A 22,319-nucleotide genomic window follows, 5' to 3' on the forward strand; every position below is an offset into this window, starting at 1 on the left:
GTCGGTCGGATCAGTGCGGATCTGTCCAGCTCAACCGTGCGGACCCTGCACTGCCGCGGACTCAGGCCCTCGTGCGGTGCGCTTCTGGGGCGGCGGCGTGGTCATGCGACTATCTCCTCAGGCTTCGCTAAGGGTTAAGCGCAGCGTCCCAAGCGTCCGCGGTACCGCCACCCAGATCAGCAGACCCATCCCAGCTTGCCAGGGCTTCAGCGTCGGACCGTGTTGAACTCACTAGCATCCGGGTTGACGACGTTATCCACCAGATTCATGTATTGAACCCACAGGGTGTCTGCCCACGCGGCACCATCAGTGACCTCGTAGTAGAGGATTGAGGACACCATCTGCATCACGAACATGATGACTGGCAGAACAACGATGCCGCCTGCCGAGCTGCGCAGCACCACACCCAAGCCGAAGCCCAGCAGCGCCGTGAGTGCCACCGTGGCCCAGTTGGCGATGTACATTGCAGCGATCTCGCCGTCGAACATGTCTGCCGGACTCAATAGCACACCAATGATGCTAGTGAGCAAGTGGCCGATCAGGATCAAAGCCGCCGCCACCACTGCAGCCCATACCACTAGCGCCAAGGCATTGGCGCGGAGCAGCAGAAATCTCTGCGGCACAGCGGTGAGGTTGGAACGAATAACCCCGGTGGAGCCTTCCGTAGTAATCGCAATCACACCAAGAGAGCCCAGAAGAATCATGGCGAAGTAACTGCCGGGCACCTGCGAGCATCCTCCGTTCTAGCACCCGACTCCCGTTCCAACGGTTGCTCCACCTGGGGACGGCCCTGAGCGAACCGAAGACATGCGGAGAAATCTGTGCCGGCTGCGCCCGCAGCTTTCAAACCTGGTACTCAATGGTGTCAATGAGCTTTTCCCGAAGAGCAGCCCGTGCTGCAGCCAAAGGATGCTCATGCGCGGGCCAACGGGTTCGACCGTACTACGGTAGGCGCCACGCCAGTGATGGTGGCGGACTTTCATTAAGTCCTCTCTCCGTAGCATTGCTCAAATGGCAATAGGCGCATCAACCTGCCGGAGCCCGTCGCGGTGCTCCTGCGGGGTTAAAGATTTGCCCCTAGGCTCGCAAAACAGATTGACTCAGTAAGAGCGGGGCATCCCGAGGACTTTAGTGGCAACAAACGCTTTAATGAGGTTGTTGTTGACCGGAGCGACTTGGTACATTCGGGTCTCGCGAAACTTCCGCTCCACATCGTACTGGTCCACGAAGCCATAGCCGCCGTAAGTATTTAGACAAACGTTTGCAGCTTCCCAACTGGCGTCAGACGCCAGGTGTTTGGCCATATTAGCCTCAGCCCCGCAGGGCTGTCCAGCGTCAAAGAGGCGGGCCGCCTCCTTACGCATCATGTCGGCTGCCCGGACTTTCATATAGGCGTCTGTGATGGGAAATTGCACGCCCTGATTGATGCCGATCTGGCGACCGAACACCTCACGTTGGTTGGCGTAGGCCACAGCGCGGTCAGTGAACCAGTACCCGTCACCAATAGCTTCAGATGCAAGGAGAATCCGTTCGGCGTTCCAGCCGTCGATGACGTAGCGGAACCCGTTACCCACTTGGCCCACCACCGCTGATTCTGGCACGCGCAGGCCGTGGTAATAGAGTTGGTTAGTGGCGTAGTTGAACATGGTGCGGACCTTGACGGCCTCCAACGCTTCGGGTTGTTCAGCGCGCACCTGGCGTAGGTCCACGAGGAACAGAGTCAGGCCCCCGCTTCGAGCGGCCTCGTCCTTGCCAGCGGTGCGAGTTAGCACCAACAGCAGGTCGGATTCGTCGATGCGACTGGTCCAGCTTTTGTGGCCGGTAATCAGCCATTCGTCGCCGTCCTTGACTGCTCGAGTCTGAATACTCGAGGTGTCGGACCCGGCGGCGTCCTCGGTGATAGAAAAGGCTTGCAGACGCAGTGAACCGTCAGCGATACCGGGCAGGTACTGCTGTTTCTGCCAAGCGGAGCCGTGGTTCAGGACGGCCTTCATTGTGTACAACTGGGCGTGACAGGCCGCGGAGTGGCCGCCTGACTTGTTAATCTCTTCCATGATCACCGATGCCTCGGTCAGCCCCACGCCCAGTCCGCCGTACTGGGTGGGGATCAAGGCCGAAAGCAGTCTCGCCTTCGTGAGAGTGTCGACGAATTCCTGGGGGTACTCACGCTTGAGGTCCAGTTCCCGCCAGTACTCGCCTGGGAACTCCGCGCACAGCCGACGCGTCTGCTCCCGCAACTGCTCTGCGGTTGGGACTGGGACGTGAATGTCGCTGCGTTCGGGCAACTGAGTGGGCAAGGTGACTCCTCTGAAGAAGGTGCAAAAAGCTGGTAATCTCCGAGCTTACGAATATATTGGCTCATTCACAAGAGCCTTCGTTTTTGGATGATACGCCGGGAACCCTTGTATATCAGGCTTAGAAGGGTCAAACTAGTGAATATATTTAGCATTAGCTCCGAATGGCCTCCGGGTCACTAACACAGAAGGGTTCCACGATGACGGAGACTGGTTCAGAGGCAGCACCGAGTCGAGAGGTCGCAGGTTGGAACGGGCGACTATTCGAAGATTTCAACGTAGGGGACGTGTATTACCACCCGTTCGGCAAAACGGTCACCCAGTCGGACAACCATCAATTCACACTAATGACGCAGAATGTAGCTAAGACGCACGTAGATGCGCACTTTGCCGCGGGAAGCGAGTTCGGCCGCCCGCTAGTGAACTCCACGCTCACCCTTGCCCTTGTGACCGGCCAATCCACCATCGATCTGTCCATGAACGTGTTCGCGAACATGGGCTGGGACGAGGTGAGGATGCCGGCCCCCGTGTTCGAGGGAGACACTATCTACTCCCGCTCCAAGGTGCTGGCCGTGCGGGGGGCCAATTCCCGTCCGAACCTTGGCCTCGTGACTGTGGCGACCGAGGGGTACAACCAGGACGGCGTCGTGGTTATCAGCTACCGTCGGACATTCATGGTCTATCGCCAAGGAGAACTTCCCTCTGTAACGCACTCCCGTCCGGACGAGTCGAGCCTGCCAGCCGTACCGGAGAAGGCATGAGCACCCCGGGTGTGAGCCCTGCTGCGCATACCGGGGAGATAGGCACGGTCCGCCCATCGGCTCCGCAAGCAGTCGCCGGTGCCCTGACAGCCATATTCGTGCCCGGTGATCGTCCCGAGCGCTTTGTTAAGGCAGCCACCTCGGGGGCCGACGTCGTCGTCATCGATCTCGAAGACGCCGTCGCAAAGGGGGACAAGCAGCAAGCACTTGAGCACGTCGTGCGGGCCCTATCTCCCGGTGGCAACGATGGGCTCAACGCTGTGGTGCGGACCAACGGGCTGGCCACGACCTGGTTCGAGGCTGAGGTCGAGGCCCTAGTTGAGATCGCCTCGGCAGCCGGCCACGGGGTGCTAGGGCTCATGTTACCCAAAGCCGAGGACGCCACCGCGGTTGCGGCCATAGGACAGCGACTCCCCGACAACTTCGCTTTCGTGCCCCTCATCGAGAGCGCCGTGGGGATCGTCAACGCGGTGGAGATCGCGCGTGTGCCGGAAGTCAACCGTCTGGCGTTCGGCGCTGTCGATTTCGCCCTGGACATTGACGTCGGCGCGGACTCCCCTACTGTGGACCGCGCACGCTCCATGGTGGTGCTGGCCTCCCGCGCGGCAGGAATTGCTGCGCCGCTGGATGCGCCCTCTACAGCTATCAGGGACCTCGAGCACGTCGCCACCTACGCGGCCCGGGGCCGGTCCTTGGGTTTCGGCGGGAGCCTATGCATCCATCCGGTGCAAGTAGCGCTGGTCCGGGACGCCCACCTACCCACGCAGAAAGAAATCCAGTGGGCGCAGAAGATTATGGCCGTCGCCGACGCAGGCGCGAGCCAAGTAGATGGCGCGATGATCGACCGCCCCGTGATCGATCATGCGCGGCGCGTGATTGCCCGGTCCGGAAAGGTGAAGACATGAGCGCACTTCCTCTTGAGGGGATCACGGTCGTCTCCTCGGAACAAGCGGTTGCCGCCCCGTTCGCGAGTCGCCAATTCGCCAACCTCGGCGCCCGAGTGCTCAAGGTCGAACGGGACACGGGTGACTTAGCCCGCGGCTATGATGAGTCGGTACACGGCATATCCAGCTACTTTTGTCTGGCTCAACCGCGGCAAAGAATCCGTGGTCCTGGATGTGAAGTCCGAGGACGGTATCGCCACCTTGAAGGGAATTGCGGCAGAGGCCGATGTATTCCTCCTGAACCTGGCCCCTGGCGCCGCGGAGCGTCTCGGCTTGGGCCCATGCGAAGCGTTAGAGCTTAACCCCTCCCTGGTCCACGTCTCTGTCTCGGGCTAACGCCGCGGCGGGAGCTACGAGGCGAATAAGGCCTACGACCTTCTCGTACAGTGTGAGGCGGGTCTGCTCTCAGTGACCGGGGCGCCGGATGAACATACAAAGGTCGGCATCTCCATCGCCGACATCAGCGCCGGAATGTACACCTACTCGGACATCCTGACGCCCCTCTACCAACGCCGGGACTCCAGCCGCGGCGATGTCCTGGAGATCTCGATGCTCGAAGCCCAGCACGTCACGAGCGCCCCTTATGGACCCTTTGATGCCGCCGATGGGACCGTGTTCTTCGGCATTCAGAACGAGCGGGAATGGGTTGTCTTCTGCAGCACGGTCCCCGGGCGACCGCAGTGGGCCCGGGAGAAACGATTCCTCAACAACACCCAACGGGTCGCCCAGCGCGAAGAATTGCACGCCGAGATCAACACGGTTCTCCCCACTCTTTCCGTGCAGCAGGTGCTGGTCCGCCTGGACGACGCGGGTCTTGCCAACGCCCGCATGCGGAACCTCCAGGAACTGTCGGCTCATCCGCAGTTGGCGGCGCGGGGCCGGTGGCGCGACGTCAACTCACCGGTCGGTCCGCTGCGGAGCCTCGTTCCTCCGGTCACCTCCCGCCAGGCCGGAATCCTGATGGCTCCGGTGCTTGGGCTCGGCGAGCACACCGGGCGCGTCCTGGCCGAGTTCGCCCGTTGAGTCCCGCGCATCGCTAAGGTGGGGTAGGCTCCATTCCCCCGACGACGGAGGAGAAATGACATCGCAGCGAAAGCCCCAGCTCAGTGCGGAGGCAGCCGCCCACGTGCGCGCTCTGGTGATCTCCGGGCAACTACCGCCGGGGACACAGGTTCGACCGGAGGTGGTCGGCAAGGAGCTGGGCATCTCCACGACCCCGGCGCGGGAAGGGTTGCAATCCCTGCGCGTGGAAGGCTTCCTTGAACTCGTCCCTCGCAGGGGGTTCCAGGTCGCCCCCTTAACCGGAGATGACATCCGTGACCTGTTTTGCGCCCAGGCTCTGCTGGCCGGCGAGCTGGCCGCCCGGGCCGCGTCCAACCGCGGAGCCGAGGATTTGGCCGAGCTCGAGGCATTGCACCATGAACTCCTAGCGGCGGCGGCACGGAAGGATACCGACCTTCTCGAGGAGAAGAACCACGCATTCCACCGCCAGATTAACCACCTGGCCCGGTCCCGGAGAATGCTGTGGGTACTCGGGTTGACCACCCGGTATGTGCCACGGCGCTTCTATGCCAGCATCGAAGGGTGGCCCGAGGCGACGGCCGCTGACCATGCTCAGATCATCTCCGGCATCAGAACCGGAGACCCGGACGCCACGCGCCGGGCGGTACAAGACCACGTGGTCCACGCCGGCGAGCTACTTGCGGAGCACTTCGACGCCCGGGCGACGGATGTCCCGGAACGAACTGCGTAGGGGTTGTTGTGGTGCCCCGTGGCATTCAATTTCTGCTTCAGGAGGCGAATGTGCCGGGTCCCGGCACATTCGGTAGGTCTCACGTCGGTAGGGGTCTGCAGATGGCCCAGCGTGCGCGGCAGAATCCAATGCTCTGGTAACAAGATGCAGGCACTTCAGTGTGTCTGCCTCGTTCGGGAAGTGCCCTCGGGCTTTGACTGCTCTGCGGTAGCGGGCGTTCATTGACTCAATCGCGTTGGTCGAACAGATCACCCGGCGGATCTCAGCGTCCATATTCTAGGGAGGGCACGAACTCGTTCCAGGCGTTGGCGCAGAGCTTACTTATCGCTGGGTACTGCTTACCCCAGGTGGCGTCGCATTTAGCGAGCCGTTCGGTGGTACCGCTTCCGAAGGCGCAAAGGTGTCAGATCAATAATCACGGTGACCTGTTGGTACCCGTTGCCATCTTCTTAGCCCCTTCTTAAGGATAAGATGCGGGAGTGCTGGCCGGAAGGCCCCGGCATGATTACTACCCTCCCCCAGTTACTCATGAGCCGGGGGTGATGTCACCGGGGCCTGAAGGTGCCGGAGACACCGCTACTAGGAGTCGGGCAGAAGTAGTTCAGGCCCTTCAAAACGTAGATGCCCAGCTCTGACACCGCTGCTGGGCCAGCACGTTGGAGCCCGCTTCTTACACTAGATAAACAGCTATGATCAGCAACCACCAAGAGGTCGATGTTTTCCTCGGGATCGACGAGGGCAAGAGCGAACACCGCACAGTTGCGCTGGACCGGACGGGACAGAAACTTGACAACACGGCCTTGCCCAGCGACGTGACCAAAATGCGGGCCGTCATTTCCGCCCTGGCCCGACACGGCAAAGTCTTGTTCGTGGTGGACTAGCCGGTCATCATCGGCTCACTGCCGTTCGCGGTCGTCCAGGCCTGTTGGGTCCCGGTACGCTACCTGCCGGGGTTGGCGATGCGCCGAATCGCGGACCTGCCCCCGGGCGAGGCCACGACCGATGCCAGAGATGCCGTGATCATCGCCGAAGCCGCTCGCACCATGCCGCACACCCTGCGTTCGATCGAGGTGACCGAGGAACTGGTCGCCGAGCTCTCGACGCTCTGCGGTTTGGTGGCCCATCGTAATTTGGAGTGTAGATGGGCTCTGAATCGTCCGGTGTCTAGCAGCGATCTGGTGACGTAGTGGGTGAGGTTTCGGAAGCCCAGAGCGGTACCGCGTAGATGTTCGAGGCGACCATTTATCGCTTCAGTGGGGCCATTGGATGTGCCGGGCCAGTCGGAATAGGCCAGGATGTCCGCCGCGCGGCTTGAAGGTCCGCCCCAGGCTGATCAGCTCGGTGAGCTGCTTTGGGACTGCGCGGCTGAGCGAGGTGATGACTTCCCGCAGTTGTTTCCTGCCCTCCGTTTTGGAGGGGCTGCGGTAGGCGGCGGCGATCTTCTGATAGATCCTCCAGGTTGCTTCGACTTCGACGTGGTCGTCGCTGGTGAAGACCTTCTCCAGCCGGTGTTGCTGCCGATCAGTGAGAAGATCAGCGCTAGTTCGCAGGGTTCTTCGTGCCCGGTAGAGGGGATCGCACGAACGGCCGCGATGGCCGAGAGTCTCGCGCTGGATCCGTTGTCGAGCACGGTCCAGTGCGTCACCGGCGATGGCGACGACGTGGAGTGTGGATCCATCACCGCAACAGCTTCTGGGAGTTCTTCGGCGGTGACTGTTTTGAAGCCGGTGAATCCGTACATGGCCACCGTCCTCGACCATATCCAGCAGTCGAGAGGGCCCGGTCCCATTGCGCACTGGGGGAGGTCGATGATCACCGTGACGTCGTGACTGCCCACCCCGATGTGACGCCAACAATGTTTGTCAACCCCGATGACGTCGACGCCATTGAAACGATGGGGGTCGTGGATCAGCAGTTGCCAGCCTGCCTCGAGTACTGCAGTTTTGACCGTGTGCCAAGAGGCCGCCAGAGATTCGGCGATCCGGGCGATGGAGAGCTGGTCGATCACCACCGATTTCAGCGCCCACAACACTGCGTGCCGAGACAACTTTGCCTTCGGTGCCGCGGCACCGATGGTGTCTTCACGCCATACTCGGGCGCAGTCGGTGCAGCTGTAGCGACGGACCCTGACCCACAAGGTGGTCGGCCGCCGGCCCAGCGGCACATGGGCCAGCTTTCGCAGCAGCGTGTCTCACGGCAGGGCCTCGGCGCCACCCTCACGGCACCATGGATCAGGTTCTCGGACGCGGCACTCCAACACCGCCCGGTCTGGTTCCAAGCGTTGGCCGACCGCCGTCAATCTCAGCTGGTCCATCAGGCAGCAGCTATCAAGGCCAGCGGCAGCGAAGGTAGCATCGACGCCTTTTACCTCATCGCCACGCTGTAAACCACTACACCCCCAATTACGAAGAGCCAGCTAAGGCCGCGTCAGAATAGGCGCCTAGGGAGGGAGCCAACATGGCTGAGGTGCGAAGGCACTACAACCCGAACAACAAGGATGAGGTCTTTTCCGTTCTGCGCAGAGAGATCAGTGCTGCTCGTCTGAAGGTCGCACTGGATCGGGCGCTGAGGCGTCCGACGTCTGAGATTGTGCCGAGATCGGCGAACATGGCTATGCCACCTGTTGGGAGAAGCTCGTTCAGATCCGGTTCCCGTCCCTGCCACGAGTCGAAATGTCACTGCACCTGCATGAAAGCGCAAGTAAGGTGACATCTGGTCGGAAGTGACGAGAGCCAGCTGAGAAACCGTAGGACCCATCTTCCCGCACGAGCACCTCTTCGGTGCCCCATGAGCTCGTCGCACAGAGAGTCCGTTCTGCAGCGCACCTGGGGGCACAGCCAGCAAAATGGCCAAAACACGATCCGCATGTTTCCGGGGATCCTAAGGCGCACCGAAACCAACACGAATTGATACCCAATGCTATTTTGGCGCTATCAATGATAGTTTCACAACGTTTGACCGCCAGAAACGAAAGAGCCCTTCTCCTGTTCAGGAGAGAGGCTTTGACCTGGGGTTTCTCTTATTTCTGGTACTTTCGCCGGCTCTCGACCGGCTATTCCAACAGTGGAGCGGCTGACGGGAATCGAACCCGCGTCGTCTGCTTGGGAAGCAGAAGCTTTGCCATTAAGCTACAGCCGCTGGACCGCCGCCATGAGTGCGAGTGATCCCACCGTGGCGGCGTGCTGATCAGTCTACATCGCCACGAATAGACTCTGTGCACATGACGAATACAGCATCAGCTTCCGAGATCACGTTTGTCCCTCTTCGCCCTGAAGATGACGACGACGCCGCAGCACTGACCGATTTCCTCACCACCCAGAGATATCCGTTCCACGTTCGGACTGCACTGAACGCAGCCCACGTCCGCGAAGCCATCAACGACGGCCGGTACGGGTACAACCCGGAGCACTACGCCACCGCAGCAGCGGCCGACACAGACCACAGGGGCTGGTGGATCTGGGCAGGGGCGGTGCGTCTGGGCGTCGTCGTTCTCGAAGACCTCACTGAAGGTGCGCCTCTCTTTGATCTCCGGCTGGCAGATGATCACCGGGGCCGCGGGCTTGGCGTGGCGGTGCTGCGCGGCCTGACGTGCTTGGTGTTCGACACCTACCCTGAGGTTGATCGGCTCGAGGGGCAGACTCGCGAGGACAACATCGCAATGCGAAAAGTGTTCCTGAGGGCAGGGTTCATCAAGGAGGCGCACTACCGGAGGGGATGGCCAGTGGAGGGACGCGAGCCGGTGGCGTCAGTGGCGTACGCGATCCTCCGGCAGGACTGGGTCTCTGGGCGGACGACCACCTTTGAGTGGGAAGACCTCCGGGTCTGATCGGCGGCGGCAGGAGGCAGTGGGTGCGGAACTGCATTGCCGGAGCCCGCTGCCTCCTAGGGCTACCGCGCCAAGAACGGAATCAGAGCCGCGTTGAACTCGGTGGCGTGGCTGACGTTGAGCCCGTGGGGTGCACCTTTGATGAGGGCCAGTTCGGAGTCCGCGAGCGCTTGGTGAGTTCGTTCGCCGGATCCTTCGAATGGGACCGTGGCATCGCTGTCCCCATGGATCACCAACGCCGGGACCGTCACCTGGTCAAGGTCTGACCTGAAATCAGTGGTGGCCCAGGCGTCCATGCAGGCCAGAGCCGCAGTCTGGTCGGATAGGCGCGCCATTTGCATGGCCTCTTGCCGCTGCTGTTCGCTGACCACCAGCTCATCCCCGACGGAGAAGAACCCGGTGGTGAAATCCTCAAAGAATCCCTCACGGTCCTTCTCCAGGGAACTGCGAAGACCCTGGAATGTCTCATCATCCAGCGGGCCATCAGGGTTGTCGCTGCTCTGCTTGAGGAATGGTGGCACCGCCGCTGCGAAGACGACTGAGTGGACCCGATCCAACCCGTGACGGGAGGCGTAGCGTGCGACCTCTCCGCCGCCCATGGAGAATCCCACTAGGGTGACATCCTTCAAGTCGAGTGAGTTGATGACCTCGGCGAGATCATCAGCCAGAGAGTCATAGTCGTAACCGTCGTCGGGCTTTTCAGATTGCCCGAACCCGCGCCGGTCGTAACTGATCACGCGGTGCCCTGCGTCCTGCAACGGCCCCGTCTGCTCGGACCATGAATCTGCGGCAAGGGGCCAGCCGTGGATGAGGACCACTGGCCTGCCGGAACCGCCGGTGTCATCAATGTGGAGTTTGACTCTTTCAGCGCTCATTGTTTCCTCTCACACAGGGTGTAGGGGGCGAAAGACCGGTGTCTCCACCCCGGGGATATTCACTCTATTAGTGGTTCCCGAATACCGGGTGAACGTCGGTTGAACAGGGAAGATCACCTCACTCCAGAAGGTGCCGGAGGTAGCGTTCAGGCGCTTCTAAGAACCGGCGGTGGGACTGCACGACCTCGAGCTGGTCCCACGTGGTCTCCCGGATGCCCCATGGGCCCAGCTCCAGGATGGTGGCGCCCGGGAGTGCTGCGAGGATCGGAGAGTGGGTGGCGCAGATGACCTGGGTTCCCCGCGATTGCATCCGGTCCAGTGCGGCCAACCAGCTGAGCATGGAGGTGAAGGACAGCGCGGCCTCGGGCTCGTCTAAACACACCAGTCCTTGGACGAACTGCTCATGGTCCAGGTGTGATTCCAGAAGACTGTTGAACGACTCCCCGTGGCTCATACGGTGCAGATCCGGACCCGGACCGCCGATATCCTGCCGCCAGGTGTAGTAGTTGTGCATGGTCTCGGAGCGGAGGAAGAACCCGAATCGCGGTGCCCCCGGCCCACGGATGATCCGGAGCCACTGGCCTAGTGGGGACTCCGTCCTCCGGGTGCTGGCTCCGCCGTGGGGCGTGCCGCCCTCTGCCGGGAGACCGAAGGCCTCCGCGATGCCCTCCACCAGAGTGGACTTCCCGGACCCGTTCTCTCCCACCAGAAAGGTCACACCGGCTTGGAAGTCGAACCCGTCGGAGCCTGCGTGGCATTGGTCCAGAAAACTGGCGACGGCGGGCACTGTGGCAGGCCAGGCGGTGTGCTCTATATCCGCATCACTGAACACGCGGATGCCGCGGATGGGACGTTCGTCATATAGCCAGCTCGTGGTGGTCACGACATCAGCCTAAGTGGAGCCACCGACCCGGGAGCGGTCAGCTGCGCATGATCTTCTCCATCGCTTTGCCCCGGGCGAGTTCGTCGATCAACTTGTCGAGGTAGCGGATCTCCTGCATGGTCGGCTCTTCGATTTCCTCGACCCGGATTCCGCAGATGACCCCGGTGATTTTTCGTCTCTGAGGGTTGAGCTCCGGAGCCTCAGCGAAGAACGTCTCAAAGTCCTTTTCAGCTTCAAGCAGCGCCTCGAGCTGTTCCTGGGTGTACCCGGTTAACCAACGGATGATGTGGTCGACCTCGTCCTTGGTTCGGCCTTTACGCTCAGCCTTGTTCACGTAGTGCGGATAGACCTGCGCCACACTCATCGTGTAGATCCGGTGCTTGGCCATCATCCGTTCCTCTCCCTGGTGGGTCAGGTGGCAACCGGGGTGGTGCTGGCGTCGTCGTCATCAGTCTGGGGCGCCTTGGGGCGGCGTGATCCCCAGAATGAGGCCAACAGGCCTCCGGAAATGTTGTGCCATACCGAGAATATCGCACCCGGCAGGGCGGCCTCGGCTGAGAAATGGGTGCCGGCCAGGCCCGCGGCGAGCCCGGAATTCTGCATGCCAACTTCCACCGAGACCGCACGCCGGGTGGGGATGGGCGCTTTGGTGAGCATGGCGGCGCTGTAACCGATGGCGTACCCCAGCAGGTTGTGCAGGATCACGCCGACAAGCAGCAGAGCTCCGGCGGAGGCGAGCACATCCTGGGAACCCGCCACGACCGCCAGCACCACGTAAGTGATGCCCAGTACCGAAATCCAGGGCAGGGCCGGTTGGATGCCCTGAACGATTCTGGGCAGCAGCAGCCGGAGGACCAGACCAGCGACCACTGGGATCAGCACGATCTGGACAATGTCCCAGGCCATAGCTCCGGCGGGGACGGGGAGGTACTGGCCGGCCAGCCAGAGCGCCAGCAGCGGGGTCAGGAGCGGGGAGAGCAGGGTGGAGATCGAGGTCATGGTGACAGAGAGGGCGACGTCGCCCCGGGCCAGATACGTGACCACATTGGAGCTGGTGCCCCCGGGCACTGAGCCGACCAGGATCAGCCCAGCTGCCAGCGCTGGAGGCAGCTGCAGGGCCCATGCAATGCCGAAAGCCAGTAGCGGCATGAAGCCGAACTGGAAGGCCACACCTGCCAATACAGGCAGTGGCCGCTTAATGACGAGCAAGAAGTCCGGGATGGTCAGGGTCAGGCCCATGCCGAACATGATGATCATCAGGGCATAGGTGATTCCGACGCCCAGAGGCGCGAAGGCGCCAGGCGTCAGTAGTGCGAGACCTGCGCCGGCAACGATGAGCAGGGGAAAAACCGTGACAGCAAGTTTTGCGCTGCGCGGTGACTGATCGGCCGGGGTGGACGGCTGAGTCTGAGGTGCGGATGCGTGGGCCATAGTGCTCATGCTCTGGGCCGTCTGTTCGACAAGGAAAGCCGACTGGCAGCGGTCTTAGCATGTGGACCTCAGCCTCCTCGACGTCATACCCAAAGATGTGATAGGGCAACACGAAAGTGGGAGTTAGCCTTAAGTTAACTTAAAGAAACCTGGACACGACCGCCTGGTTGGTGAATACTGTGTGGGGTGTTTGTGGCTCACAACACAATTCCAAGCGGAACCTCATGGGGGAGGATGTTTGCCAGTATGGGCTCAACGTTGACTGAACACTCGGGGGCTGCGCCCCCTCCGAAGAAGCGCGCGAGGAGCATATTTCGCAAAACACTAACTTTGACTGGGATCGCCGCTCTGTTATCCGGGGCGCTGTTCGGCGCGGACGCGGTGACCAGCTCGACACCCGCCTCGGCCGCTCCCGGGGACCCCTTCCCGGCGAATGAACCGGTAGTTTTCATCTCTCAGGGCTTGGGGGAAACCACTCTCTACCAAGCCACGTTGGCTCCGGATGGGTCCGAATGGCAGTTCACAGCTGACGGCACCTCTGACGTCGAGTACAACGGCATCGGTTGGAACCCTGCGGACGGTTACCTCTACGGGTTCGTCACCGAGACTGGCGGCCCGATTCCACAGCACAACGTGGTGCGCATAGGCCAAGAGGGCGCCGTAGAAGACACCGGCATTGCGGGAGTCCACGACTCAACGGCATGGTCGGGGGACTTCAATACTGACAATGGTCTGCTCTACGCCATCAATGCTGCGGGAACCAGCATGACCACCTATGACGTAGACAGTGGTGAGAGTAACCACATCACCGTCACAGGGGTACCGGACGCGCTGAACATATTCGACTTCGCGTACAGTGACGGCTACTTCTGGGCACTTCACGACGGCACTATCGTGCGTATTGATCCGAACTCCGGGCAAGCCTCCACCTTCGACGCAGGTTTCGACACCTCGGGAACCATCGGTGCTGCCTGGCGATTCGGCAATGGAAACCTCGGGTTCGGCGCTAATTCTGGCACTATGTTCCAGGTTTCGGTGGAGAATCCCGGTGGGGCTTCTCCTACTTTCGAACTCATTACCACTCAGACCACCCCAGACCATGCGCGCAACGATGGAGCAAGCGTCCCGGGTGCTCCCACCGATTTGAGTATGGAAAAGACCGGTGACACCAACTTCGTCCCTGGTGAGGAATTCGAGTACCAGCTGACCGTGACCAATAACGGGCCTGGTGTCTCCAGCGGCTGGACCATTACCGACGAACTTCCCGACGGCATCACCTTGGTGAATGTCGAAGGGGCGCAGCCAGCCAGCGAGGCCACGCAGGGAATCGTTTCGATGTACGGCGGCCGACTGGCAGTGGGAGACCAGAGGGTCATCACCCTCACAGTCCGGGCAGATGATGTCACTGACACATGCGTCACGAACTTCGCGACCGTACTCGGCAACGAAGAAGAGGGAAATTCGGACAATATCTCCGACACCACAGAGTCCTGTATGTCGCAGCTCGATATCGAGAAATCTTCCACTGCCACTGCAGAAGCTCGGGTCGGCGACACGATCGAGTACACCGTCACCGGGACCAACAGCGGGGAGGCTGACTTCACCGAAGAGACCCCCGCAGTCCTCTTTGACGACCTCGCTGGTGTTCTGGACGATGCCTCCTACAATAATGACGCCGTGGTCACCATCAATGGCGAAACGGTCGAGGGGCTGGGGTACGAACAGCCACTGCTCAGCTGGGCTGGGCCTCTGGCCGCAGGCGCATCGGTGGAGCTGACCTACTCCGTCACCCTTGAATCGGGTGGAGACGGACAGGTCCGCAATGTGGCCTGGCAGCCAGATGACCCGGAGGACACACAATCCCCCGAGTGCGACCCCGCAACTGAGGAAGGACTGGACCCGGTCACAGGTGAGCCCTGCGCCACTGTTCAGTACGAACTTCCACGCTCCAGTGTCTCCAAGTCAGTCGACCGACTTGACCTGCCAGCTGAGGGCGAAGATGTCACCTTTACGGTGACTATCACGGGTGAGGGGCCAGGTTCCTTTACTGAAGACAACCCCGCGACCTTCACCGACTCACTGACTGACGTGTTGGATGACAGCGACTTGGTGGAAGGCTCACTTACCTGGACCAGCGGGTCTGCGGAGTTCGACGCAGATGCTGAGGAGATCCAGTGGAGCGGCGCGCTCCCGGCCGGTGAGACGGCCACCGTGGAATACACGCTGAGCTACACCGGACAAGGCAATCAGCAACTCCGTAACTTGGTGTGCATCCCCGAGGATGATGGGGTCCCAGGCGACAACCTCTGTGACTTCGTCGAAGTCCCCGGCTCAGGCCTTGAACAGTGGAAGAGCGTGGAGACCGATGATGACCCTGTGGTCGCTGGCTCCGAGCTGACGTACACCCTGTTCTTCTCCAACTCCGGTCAGTCCGAAGCCACAGTCAATGCGGTCGATTACCTGGAGCATGTGTTGGACGCGGCAAGCGTGACGACCGAGCCCAGCTCGACAGTCCTTGACACGCAACGGGACGGCGACCGCATTGACATCACGGGTACTGTACAGCCGGGAGACACCGCTACGGTGAGCTACCAGGTCACGGTCGCTCCAGATGAGGACCGGACCAGTGACGTCGCGGCGAACTTCCTTCTCGACCCCTCAGAGGATCCTCCTGAGGAGCCGGTCTGCGAGCCCGAAGATGGCGAGTTCCCTGACTGCACCTCCACCCCTGTGGGTGCCATCGGCTACGCCAAGTCGGTTGAAGCATCGGATAGCCCGGTCGAGGCTGGCTCTGTACTGACGTACACCGTCACGGTGGACAACACCGGTGGTACGAGCATGGACGTCGGACGAGAGGACGTCCTCACTGACGTTCTCGACGATGCGACCATCCTCGACGCACCCACCTCTGACACAGAATCAGTTGTGGTCAGCGAAATCGTTGATGAACGTTTCAGTATCACCGGTGAACTGGCGGCCGGTGAGACGGCTACCGTGACATACACGGTGGTCGTCAACGATGAGGACGATCGGGGCAACAACTCCGCCAACAACTTCCTCGTCGAAGAACCGGGTGGCCCGCCACCGGAGGAGTGCCCGGAAGACGACCCATCATGCACCGAGACCTCAATGCCTCAGATCGGGGCGGCGAAGTCTTCGGACCCAGAGTCCGGTGCTGTTGTCGAAGCTGGTGACGATGTCACCTACACCCTCACCTTCACCAACGAAGGTCAGGCAACGGGGGAGATCGACTTCACCGACCACCTCGAGAATGTGCTGGACGACGCATCACTGAGCGCTGCACCGACGTCGGATACGGATTCGGTCACCGCGGAACTCAGCTCTGATGAGACTCTCCAGGTCTCAGGCACGTTGGGCGCAGGTGAAACGGCCCAGGTGACGTACACGGTGACTGTCCTGCCGGACGAGCAGCGTGGCGGGGAGTCCAACAACAGCCTGGGCAATGTGGTGACACGCACGGGCGAAGACCCTGCAGAGGAGTGCGAAGAGGACGACCCGCTCTGCACTGAGCATTCAGTTCCACTGATCGATTCGTGGAAGAGTGTCGAGGCTGATTCCACTCCCATTCAAGAGGGAACCGTGCTGAGCTACACACTGTTCTTCGAGAACTCGGGGCAGGGCAGCGGTGAGGTCGCCTACGTTGATGACCTCACACATGTCCTCGACGATGCGACGGTGACCTCAGAGCCCTCCGCCGATGAAGAACTCACTGTTGCACGAGACGGGCAGCGGATCTTCATCGACGGTTCAGTACCAGCAGGCGAAACCGTGCAAGTGACCTACGAGGTCACCATCAGCCCGGATGGAGAGCGCGGAGACGACATTGCCGCGAACTTCCTGTTGGAGAACCCTCCAGGAGATATCCCACCACCTCCGGAAGAGCCAGTCTGTCAGCCTGAGGATGGGGAACGCCCCGACTGCACAGTCACTCCCATCGGGCAGCTGTTGCTTTCAAAGAGTGTCTCTGCGGATTCAGATCCGGTCGAACCCGGGACTGAACTGACCTACACCATCACCTTGGACAACCAGGGCGAGGGGGCGGCGTCCGTTGACCATGAGGATGTTCTCAGCGATGTACTGAACTCCACCGTCGTAGCAGATGAGCCGGTCTCTGACACAGAGTCAGTGGTGGTCAGTGAGATCACAGATGAGCGGTTCACCATCACCGGTGAGCTAGCTGCGGGAGAGACGGCGACGGTGACGTACGTCGTTGTCGTCGGCGAGGAAGCTGATCGTTCGAGCAACACGGCGACCAACTTCGTGGTTCGCAGCGGTGAGGACCCGCCCGAGGAGTGCCTCGAGACGGATCCGCTGTGCACCTCGACTCTCTTGCCGGATGTTGCGGTGGAGAAGTCCTCCGACCCTGAGTCCGGTTCAGAGCTGGCGGCAGGCGAGGACGTCACCTACACCCTCTCCTTCACCAACACCGGTGAAGACGTGGGGTCGGTCGACTTCACCGATGATCTTGAGGGAGTGCTGGATGACGCCTCAGTGACGGACTCTCCGGTCAGCAGTGACCCTGAGGCCCTTGCTGTGACCTCAGGTGCTGATGGACTCGTGCGCGTCACTGGAAACCTTGAGGCAGGTCAGACGGTGACGGTTTCATACACTGTCACGGTCAACGACGACGGCGATCGCGGTGACAACGTACTCGGCAACGTCGTGGCCAAGACTGGTGATGAGGATCCGGATTGCGATGATGAGTATGTCTCCTGCACCGCGCACGTCCTGGGCGAGTTGGAGTCATGGAAGTCTGTGGATCCGGCATCAGGATCAACTCTGATGGCGGGCGACGAGGCAACCTACACGCTCCACTTCGAGAACACCGGTGAAGCGCCAGTGGGAGTCTCCCACGATGACGTCCTCACTGATGTCCTTGACGACGCTGAGGTCACCTCGGCTCCTGAGGCTTCGAGCGATTTGCTCTCAGTCTCGGAGATTTCTGACGACCGATTCACCGTCACCGGTGAGCTGGACGCTGGAACTTCCGCCACAGTCAGTTACACCGTCACGGTGCGGGAAGATGGTGAACGCGGTGACGACCGTCTCGGGAACTTCGTCGTCAACAGCGGTGAGGAACCGCCGGAGGAGTGCGTACCGTCCTCGGACGAACGTGCGGACTGCACTGTGAACCATGTTTCTGATGTGGCTGCTGTGAAGTCCAGCGATCCGGAGTCGGGCAGCGTGGTGAACCCGGGAGACGAGGTCACCTACTCGCTCACCTTCACCAACAGGTCCTCAAACGAGGACGCCGACCCGGCTGCCATCGACTACACCGACGTGATGTCGGAAGTGCTCGATGATGCGGAACTGACCGGCGGACCGGAAGCATCCTCGGAGAATCTGGAGGTCTCGTTCGCAGATGAGACGCTTCGGGTCACCGGTCAGGTGCCTAGCGGTGAGTCCTACACGGTGACCTACACCGTGACGGTGCTGGATTACAGTGACTTGTCCGACGGGCAACTGGCGAATGTTCTCACCGTCACTGGTGAGGAGCCGGTCTGCCCTGAGGGCTCGCAGCTGTGCACGTCTCATGACGTTCCACCAGAGCCGTCCGATCCTCCGGTATCACCGGAAGAGGATGAGGATGAGCCAGAGTCGACTCCCCCGGGCCTGCCTGTCACAGGCGCTCAGGTCGGGATGATCGCTCTCGTGGCCGCAGTCCTGGTCATGATCGGTTTGGCGCTGATAATCGCCAACCGTCGCCGCGCTTCTGCTGTGGCTCAAGGGGGAATTGAATAGTCGGAAAGTATCACTAACAGTGAGGGCGTCGGTTTGGACTGCATGCAGTCGGAACCGACGCCCTCCGTTTGTGTAGGACTCGCAGCGTCACTACGTCAGTTGGCCTGCTCTACGCCTATTATCGCGAGTGACCTGCCACCAGGTGGCTGCCCCTGCGGTGAGCGCCATAGCAACCCGCGGGGCGGGAATACGCAGCTTGCGGACCACATTCTCTGCAGCAGTATCTGACCAGAACGAAAGCCGCCAGCTGGCGTACATTGCGGCCCCCGCACCGATCGCCAGTGCTGTTCGAGCCATCGGGGTGATCTCCGGAAGCTGCACCGCGGCGGGATCCTGGCCCTGCCACGTGCGGAGCTTACGCAGTTCAGAAGTAGGAGCCCCTGGAGTCGCGATGATTGCGACGACGCCCGCCGTCGGTCCCCACACCAGCGCTCGTTTCAGCCAGGCCGGATATTTCCGCGCCGGGATAAGTGTCAGCGCGCTGACAAGAGCAGCCTGCCCCCACGGATCCGCAGATAAACGGTAACCAGCACTGCCCTGAGAATCATAGTTTTTTACCATGCATTCAACTTAGGGAGCACGACGCCGTCACGCATCACCCCTGGGGATGACCGAGGAGACCAGCGGTGCCCGCGCTCGGCTCAAGCAGGCGCGGGGGTTCTGTCCGCGACCGGATCCACGGTGCGCTTTCTCCCCCGCCAGCGCGGAGTGCGCCATTGCACGATCCCCACACCGATCAAGCAGATAGCGCCACCAATGATCGCCAGTACCGGCGGAACTTCGGACAGGAAGACCCAGGCCATCACCACCACAATGGCGGGGACGCTCAGCGTACTGGCCGCCACCCGCCCGGCGGGGAAGTGCATCATTGCGTAACCCCAGAGGATGAAGGCAATTGCGGTGGGACCGATCCCCATATACACCGCCCCGACAATGCTGCCGACCGAGGCGTCACCTATTTCCCCCACGGTCTGGGGGATGAACGGCAATAGGGCCACCACGCCCGCGGCACAGGCAATCCACGTGGCAGTCAGCGGGTCCGTGTGCCGAAGTGTCAGCTTCTGCACCATCATGCCCACCGCGTAGAGCACGGCTGCTGCTAATGCAATGAGCAGGCCAGCAAGTGAGAGGCGGCCGGTGGTGCCAGCGAATGTGATCAGTCCGATCCCCGCCAGTGAGACTGCCATACCTGCGAACAGCTGGCGTGGAAAGCCCTCCCCGAAGAATAGTCCACCGCCCAGGGCGATCAACAGCGGTGCCAAATTGACCAGCATTGCGATGGTTCCAGCATCCAAAAAGTGTCCGGCCCAGTTGAACACCAATGTGTAGACGGCGAACCACACCACCCCGAAAACCGCACCCAGCAGCAGGCCGCGGCGCCCCGGCAGCCGCAGTTTGCCACGGTGCAGCCACAACAGCAGAGCAGACAGGGTGACCACTCCGGAGAGCAGACGCAGTACCGCCAGAGGGCCGGGTGACAGGTCCTCCGCGAAGGCCCGGATCACAACGAACGACGAGGCCCACATCACCACGGTGGCGACAATCGCGCCTACGGCCAGTTTCTTCTCCACATTGGTGGAACCTCAGCAGTGCGCAGTATGTTCCCAGTCACTCCAAGGATCCGGGACACGGATATCAAGCAAACATGGAGGTTATGTCCCCGGCAGGTTGAGCTGACCCTCCTAGATTGTCCACGAAACGAATGTTGCACCCGTTCACTCAAGGAGGACTCACGATGGCTGACACTTCCATTCCTGGAACCAAGATTGCACTGCTGACAACGAAGGGTGTGGAGCAGCCAGAGCTGACTGAGCCGATCGCTGCTATCGAAGCCGCCAATGCGACTCCCGTGATCGTCTCTCCTGATGAGAAGCAGATCCAGGCGATGAAGGGTGACTGGGAGCATGCGGATCACTTTGATGTGGACGTGCACCTCCCGTCCGCGAACCCTGAGGACTATGCGGGTCTGATTCTGCCTGGTGGCACTCTCAATGCAGATACTCTGCGCATTGATGAGGACGCCCAGCGGTTCGTGAAGGCATTCTTCGATGCGGGCAAGCCAGTGGCGGCCATCTGCCACGGTCCTTGGATCCTCACCGAAATTGGTGTTCTCTCGGGTCGCACCGTTACCAGTTTCCCATCGTTGAAGACCGATCTCACCAACGCAGGGGCCAACTGGATCGACGACGCCGCTGTGGTCTCCGATGGTCTGGTCACCTCTCGCAACCCCAATGACCTCGACGACTTCAACCGTGCATTCCTGGCTCTTGTCGCCGACTCTGTGGAGTCCTGAATAGCAGCATGTAAGCCCGCGGTGTGGGAGCCTCTAGGATGTCCAACGGGGGCTGAGGGAAAGGTCCTCTCAATTCGATCGCCCTGACATCTTCGAGGACCTTGCATGCGCACCTGGCCGACCACTCCGCGGATTCCCGCGTCACAGCGAGGCGAGAGTTTCGGACCGCGAAACAGAATCGGGCGGCAACCGCACCGGCCTATCGTTGCGGCGGTTGGCCCCTTTTGGGTGACCCTGCTGGTCTCCAGCGCAAGGACCGCAGCTTTAGCACTGGCCTTTCCATGGCTAGCGCTGCAAGAGACAGGGAGCCCGACGCTCATCGGCGCTCTCGGTGCCGTGACGCTCATCGGTAGCGCCTTGGTCGCGCCGCTTTTCGGCCCTCTGATTGACATGATCGGACGCTGGCGGGTGGCTGTATGCAGCGATGCGCTCCTTCTGATTCTGTGCGTGTTGGCCGCTGGCTTGGCTTTCAGTGGTGTGCTGGGCATCTCAGTGATGCTGGTCCTCGCGCCGCTGATGGCCTTAGCCCGGGGCATCAGCTCGAGCTCACGGAAGGGAATCGTTCCGGACCTGGCAGAAGACCTCGGAATCCGCTATGCGACAGTCTCGAATGGGCGGGAAGCCACAATAGTGGCAGGGTTCATTGCCGGACCGCTGATTGGCGGATTCCTGCTTCGTGATGGCGCTGACGGCTCGTTAGTGTTCCTGCTCGGTGCTGGTCTCTCCGTTGTCGGTCTCGTTGGGATGTTGTCCCTCCCGCAGGGTGTGCGGCGTCCTCGCGAAAATGCGGTGTCCTCAACAGAGGATGAGGCCGCCATCCTGGCGGTAGCGGGCAGTCGATTGCGCCGGATCCGGAGCATCGTGCCTCACCACCCCGAGTTGCGCAGGGCGGTGTTGATGACTGCTGCCATCGCCGGGGTTGTCACGGTCTTTCAGAACGTCGCGGCTCCCGTAATCGCCGAGCAAGCCGGTGACGCTGAACAGTTGGGTTACGCGGTCGCGGGTTACGCCGTCGGTGGGGTGACCGGAGTCCTTATTCACGTCTTGCTGTCCCGCAAACTCAGCCGCGCTCAGATCGTCCGCCTCAGCATAGGTGTGGCGGCGGTGGGCTTCGTCGCGGTCCCGTTCCTGATCGCACACTCCTCGTTGTTCTTCCTCGGCACTCTCGTGGGTCTCGCACTCGGACTGACAAACCCAATCTGGGCTGCGGTCACCGCGGAGTATTCCCCCTACCGTGTCAGGGCTTCGATTACTTCTGCTCAAGCTCTGTTGAGTTCGTTCGTTGGTGGAGGCCTGAGCCTTCTGGCGGGACTTATGACCGAGCATATGGGGCCAGTGCCGGTAGTCCTCGGGGTCGGGATCTTCTGGGGTTCTTGTTCTCTCCTCTGGCTTTGGCGTGCCAACGGAGAGAAAAAGCCCGTACCGGTGCGAAGGGGGAGGACGCACCGGTACGGGTAGTTGGGAGGGACCCATTGCTGGGACCGACGGAGGGCCCA

Annotated in this window: 15 protein-coding genes, 1 tRNA gene and 5 pseudogenes; 10 read left to right on the plus strand and 11 right to left on the minus strand. The window is 61.3% G+C overall.

Annotated features, from left to right (window positions below; genetic code table 11):
- Positions 1 to 206: 206 nt before the first annotated feature.
- Together FH975_RS11305 and FH975_RS11310 are read right to left on the minus strand one after the other, a co-directional pair.
- Positions 207 to 725 (minus strand): hypothetical protein, encoded by a 519-nt coding sequence (locus FH975_RS11305; RefSeq protein WP_162321420.1) that lies wholly within the window; start codon positions 723 to 725, stop codon positions 207 to 209.
- Between the two features lie 375 nt (positions 726 to 1,100).
- Complete coding sequence (locus tag FH975_RS11310) at positions 1,101 to 2,297, minus strand: acyl-CoA dehydrogenase family protein (RefSeq protein ID WP_235928683.1); 1,197 nt, start codon at positions 2,295 to 2,297, stop codon at positions 1,101 to 1,103.
- A gap of 197 nt (positions 2,298 to 2,494) precedes the next feature.
- Between FH975_RS11310 and FH975_RS11315 the strand changes: the two genes are divergently transcribed.
- The 5 genes and pseudogenes from FH975_RS11315 (at position 2,495) to FH975_RS11330 (ending at position 5,752) form a co-directional block, all read left to right on the plus strand.
- Complete coding sequence (locus FH975_RS11315; RefSeq protein ID WP_162321421.1) at positions 2,495 to 3,055, plus strand: MaoC family dehydratase; 561 nt, start codon at positions 2,495 to 2,497, stop codon at positions 3,053 to 3,055.
- On the plus strand, positions 3,052 to 3,960 hold the full coding sequence (locus tag FH975_RS11320; protein ID WP_162321422.1) for an HpcH/HpaI aldolase/citrate lyase family protein: 909 nt from the start codon (positions 3,052 to 3,054) through the stop codon (positions 3,958 to 3,960). Before FH975_RS11315 ends, FH975_RS11320 begins: the two co-directional genes overlap by 4 nt.
- A pseudogene (locus FH975_RS16795) lies at positions 3,957 to 4,055 on the plus strand (hypothetical protein); the annotation flags it as partial. The gene FH975_RS11320 and the pseudogene FH975_RS16795, both read left to right, overlap by 4 nt.
- Before the next feature lie 46 nt (positions 4,056 to 4,101).
- A pseudogene (locus tag FH975_RS11325) lies at positions 4,102 to 5,022 on the plus strand (CaiB/BaiF CoA transferase family protein).
- Between the two features lie 55 nt (positions 5,023 to 5,077).
- Positions 5,078 to 5,752, plus strand: coding sequence for a GntR family transcriptional regulator (locus tag FH975_RS11330; protein WP_162321423.1), 675 nt, complete (start codon positions 5,078 to 5,080; stop codon positions 5,750 to 5,752).
- A gap of 123 nt (positions 5,753 to 5,875) precedes the next feature.
- Here FH975_RS11330 and FH975_RS11335 read toward each other — a convergent pair.
- Positions 5,876 to 6,098: pseudogene (locus FH975_RS11335) on the minus strand (transposase); the annotation flags it as partial.
- Positions 6,099 to 6,441: 343 nt separating this feature from the next.
- Between FH975_RS11335 and FH975_RS16650 the strand changes: the two are divergent.
- Positions 6,442 to 6,864: pseudogene (locus FH975_RS16650) on the plus strand (IS110 family transposase); the annotation flags it as partial.
- A 14-nt stretch (positions 6,865 to 6,878) separates the two neighbouring features.
- On the opposite strand, the pseudogene FH975_RS11350 reads toward FH975_RS16650, so the two are convergent.
- Both FH975_RS11350 and FH975_RS11355 read right to left on the minus strand, forming a co-directional pair.
- Positions 6,879 to 8,066 (minus strand): annotated as a pseudogene (locus tag FH975_RS11350) (ISL3 family transposase); the annotation flags it as partial.
- Between the two features lie 750 nt (positions 8,067 to 8,816).
- Positions 8,817 to 8,890: transfer RNA gene (locus tag FH975_RS11355), tRNA-Gly, on the minus strand.
- A gap of 82 nt (positions 8,891 to 8,972) precedes the next feature.
- On the opposite strand from FH975_RS11355, the gene FH975_RS11360 reads away from it, so the two are divergent.
- A complete protein-coding gene (locus FH975_RS11360; protein ID WP_162321425.1) occupies positions 8,973 to 9,578 on the plus strand; it encodes a GNAT family N-acetyltransferase in 606 nt (201 codons plus the stop codon).
- A 62-nt stretch (positions 9,579 to 9,640) separates the two neighbouring features.
- Here the strand turns inward: FH975_RS11360 and FH975_RS11365 are convergent, their stop codons facing one another.
- The 4 genes from FH975_RS11365 to FH975_RS11380 all read right to left on the minus strand — a co-directional run bounded on the left by FH975_RS11365 (position 9,641) and on the right by FH975_RS11380 (position 12,767).
- Complete coding sequence (locus FH975_RS11365; protein WP_162321426.1) at positions 9,641 to 10,453, minus strand: alpha/beta fold hydrolase; 813 nt, start codon at positions 10,451 to 10,453, stop codon at positions 9,641 to 9,643.
- Positions 10,454 to 10,571: 118 nt separating this feature from the next.
- Positions 10,572 to 11,336, minus strand: a complete 765-nt coding sequence (locus FH975_RS11370; RefSeq protein ID WP_162321427.1) for an AAA family ATPase — start codon at positions 11,334 to 11,336, stop codon at positions 10,572 to 10,574.
- 37 nt (positions 11,337 to 11,373) lie between these two features.
- A complete protein-coding gene (locus tag FH975_RS11375) occupies positions 11,374 to 11,724 on the minus strand; it encodes a DUF2200 domain-containing protein (RefSeq protein WP_162321513.1) in 351 nt (116 codons plus the stop codon).
- Between the two features lie 23 nt (positions 11,725 to 11,747).
- Positions 11,748 to 12,767 carry a bile acid:sodium symporter family protein gene (locus FH975_RS11380; RefSeq protein ID WP_202923210.1) on the minus strand — a complete coding sequence of 340 codons (1,020 nt, stop codon included), beginning with the start codon at positions 12,765 to 12,767 and terminating at the stop codon, positions 11,748 to 11,750.
- 330 nt (positions 12,768 to 13,097) lie between these two features.
- Between FH975_RS11380 and FH975_RS11385 the strand changes: the two genes are divergently transcribed.
- Positions 13,098 to 18,530 carry a DUF7927 domain-containing protein gene (locus FH975_RS11385; protein ID WP_162321429.1) on the plus strand — a complete coding sequence of 1,811 codons (5,433 nt, stop codon included), beginning with the start codon at positions 13,098 to 13,100 and terminating at the stop codon, positions 18,528 to 18,530.
- A gap of 90 nt (positions 18,531 to 18,620) precedes the next feature.
- Here the strand turns inward: FH975_RS11385 and FH975_RS11390 are convergent, their stop codons facing one another.
- Positions 18,621 to 19,091: a hypothetical protein gene (locus FH975_RS11390; protein WP_162321430.1), complete on the minus strand. Its 471-nt coding sequence runs from the start codon at positions 19,089 to 19,091 to the stop codon at positions 18,621 to 18,623.
- A gap of 80 nt (positions 19,092 to 19,171) precedes the next feature.
- Positions 19,172 to 20,101 (minus strand): DMT family transporter, encoded by a 930-nt coding sequence (locus FH975_RS11395; RefSeq protein WP_162321431.1) that lies wholly within the window; start codon positions 20,099 to 20,101, stop codon positions 19,172 to 19,174.
- A 164-nt stretch (positions 20,102 to 20,265) separates the two neighbouring features.
- On the opposite strand from FH975_RS11395, the gene FH975_RS11400 reads away from it, so the two are divergent.
- Both FH975_RS11400 and FH975_RS11405 read left to right on the plus strand, forming a co-directional pair.
- Positions 20,266 to 20,823, plus strand: a complete 558-nt coding sequence (locus FH975_RS11400; protein ID WP_162321432.1) for a type 1 glutamine amidotransferase domain-containing protein — start codon at positions 20,266 to 20,268, stop codon at positions 20,821 to 20,823.
- Positions 20,824 to 20,928: 105 nt separating this feature from the next.
- Positions 20,929 to 22,281, plus strand: coding sequence for an MFS transporter (locus FH975_RS11405; protein ID WP_162321433.1), 1,353 nt, complete (start codon positions 20,929 to 20,931; stop codon positions 22,279 to 22,281).
- Positions 22,282 to 22,319 lie beyond the last annotated feature (38 nt).

Origin of the sequence: Nesterenkonia haasae (assembly GCF_010119385.1) — a bacterium.
GTDB classification, from domain to species: Bacteria; Actinomycetota; Actinomycetes; order Actinomycetales; family Micrococcaceae; genus Nesterenkonia; species Nesterenkonia haasae.

Bases quoted from the DNA above. Each gene is read 5' to 3' on its own strand.
- FH975_RS11365 (WP_162321426.1), bottom strand. From the start codon at position 10,453: ATGAGCGCTGAAAGAGTCAAACTCCACATTGATGACACCGGCGGTTCC.
- FH975_RS11360 (WP_162321425.1), top strand. From the start codon at position 8,973: ATGACGAATACAGCATCAGCTTCCGAGATCACGTTTGTCCCTCTTCGC.
- FH975_RS11390 (WP_162321430.1), bottom strand. From the start codon at position 19,091: ATGGTAAAAAACTATGATTCTCAGGGCAGTGCTGGTTACCGTTTATCT.
- FH975_RS11330 (WP_162321423.1), top strand. From the start codon at position 5,078: ATGACATCGCAGCGAAAGCCCCAGCTCAGTGCGGAGGCAGCCGCCCAC.
- FH975_RS11320 (WP_162321422.1), top strand. From the start codon at position 3,052: ATGAGCACCCCGGGTGTGAGCCCTGCTGCGCATACCGGGGAGATAGGC.
- FH975_RS11400 (WP_162321432.1), top strand. From the start codon at position 20,266: ATGGCTGACACTTCCATTCCTGGAACCAAGATTGCACTGCTGACAACG.
- FH975_RS11405 (WP_162321433.1), top strand. From the start codon at position 20,929: ATGCGCACCTGGCCGACCACTCCGCGGATTCCCGCGTCACAGCGAGGC.
- FH975_RS11315 (WP_162321421.1), top strand. From the start codon at position 2,495: ATGACGGAGACTGGTTCAGAGGCAGCACCGAGTCGAGAGGTCGCAGGT.
- FH975_RS11380 (WP_202923210.1), bottom strand. From the start codon at position 12,767: ATGGCCCACGCATCCGCACCTCAGACTCAGCCGTCCACCCCGGCCGAT.
- FH975_RS11375 (WP_162321513.1), bottom strand. From the start codon at position 11,724: ATGGCCAAGCACCGGATCTACACGATGAGTGTGGCGCAGGTCTATCCG.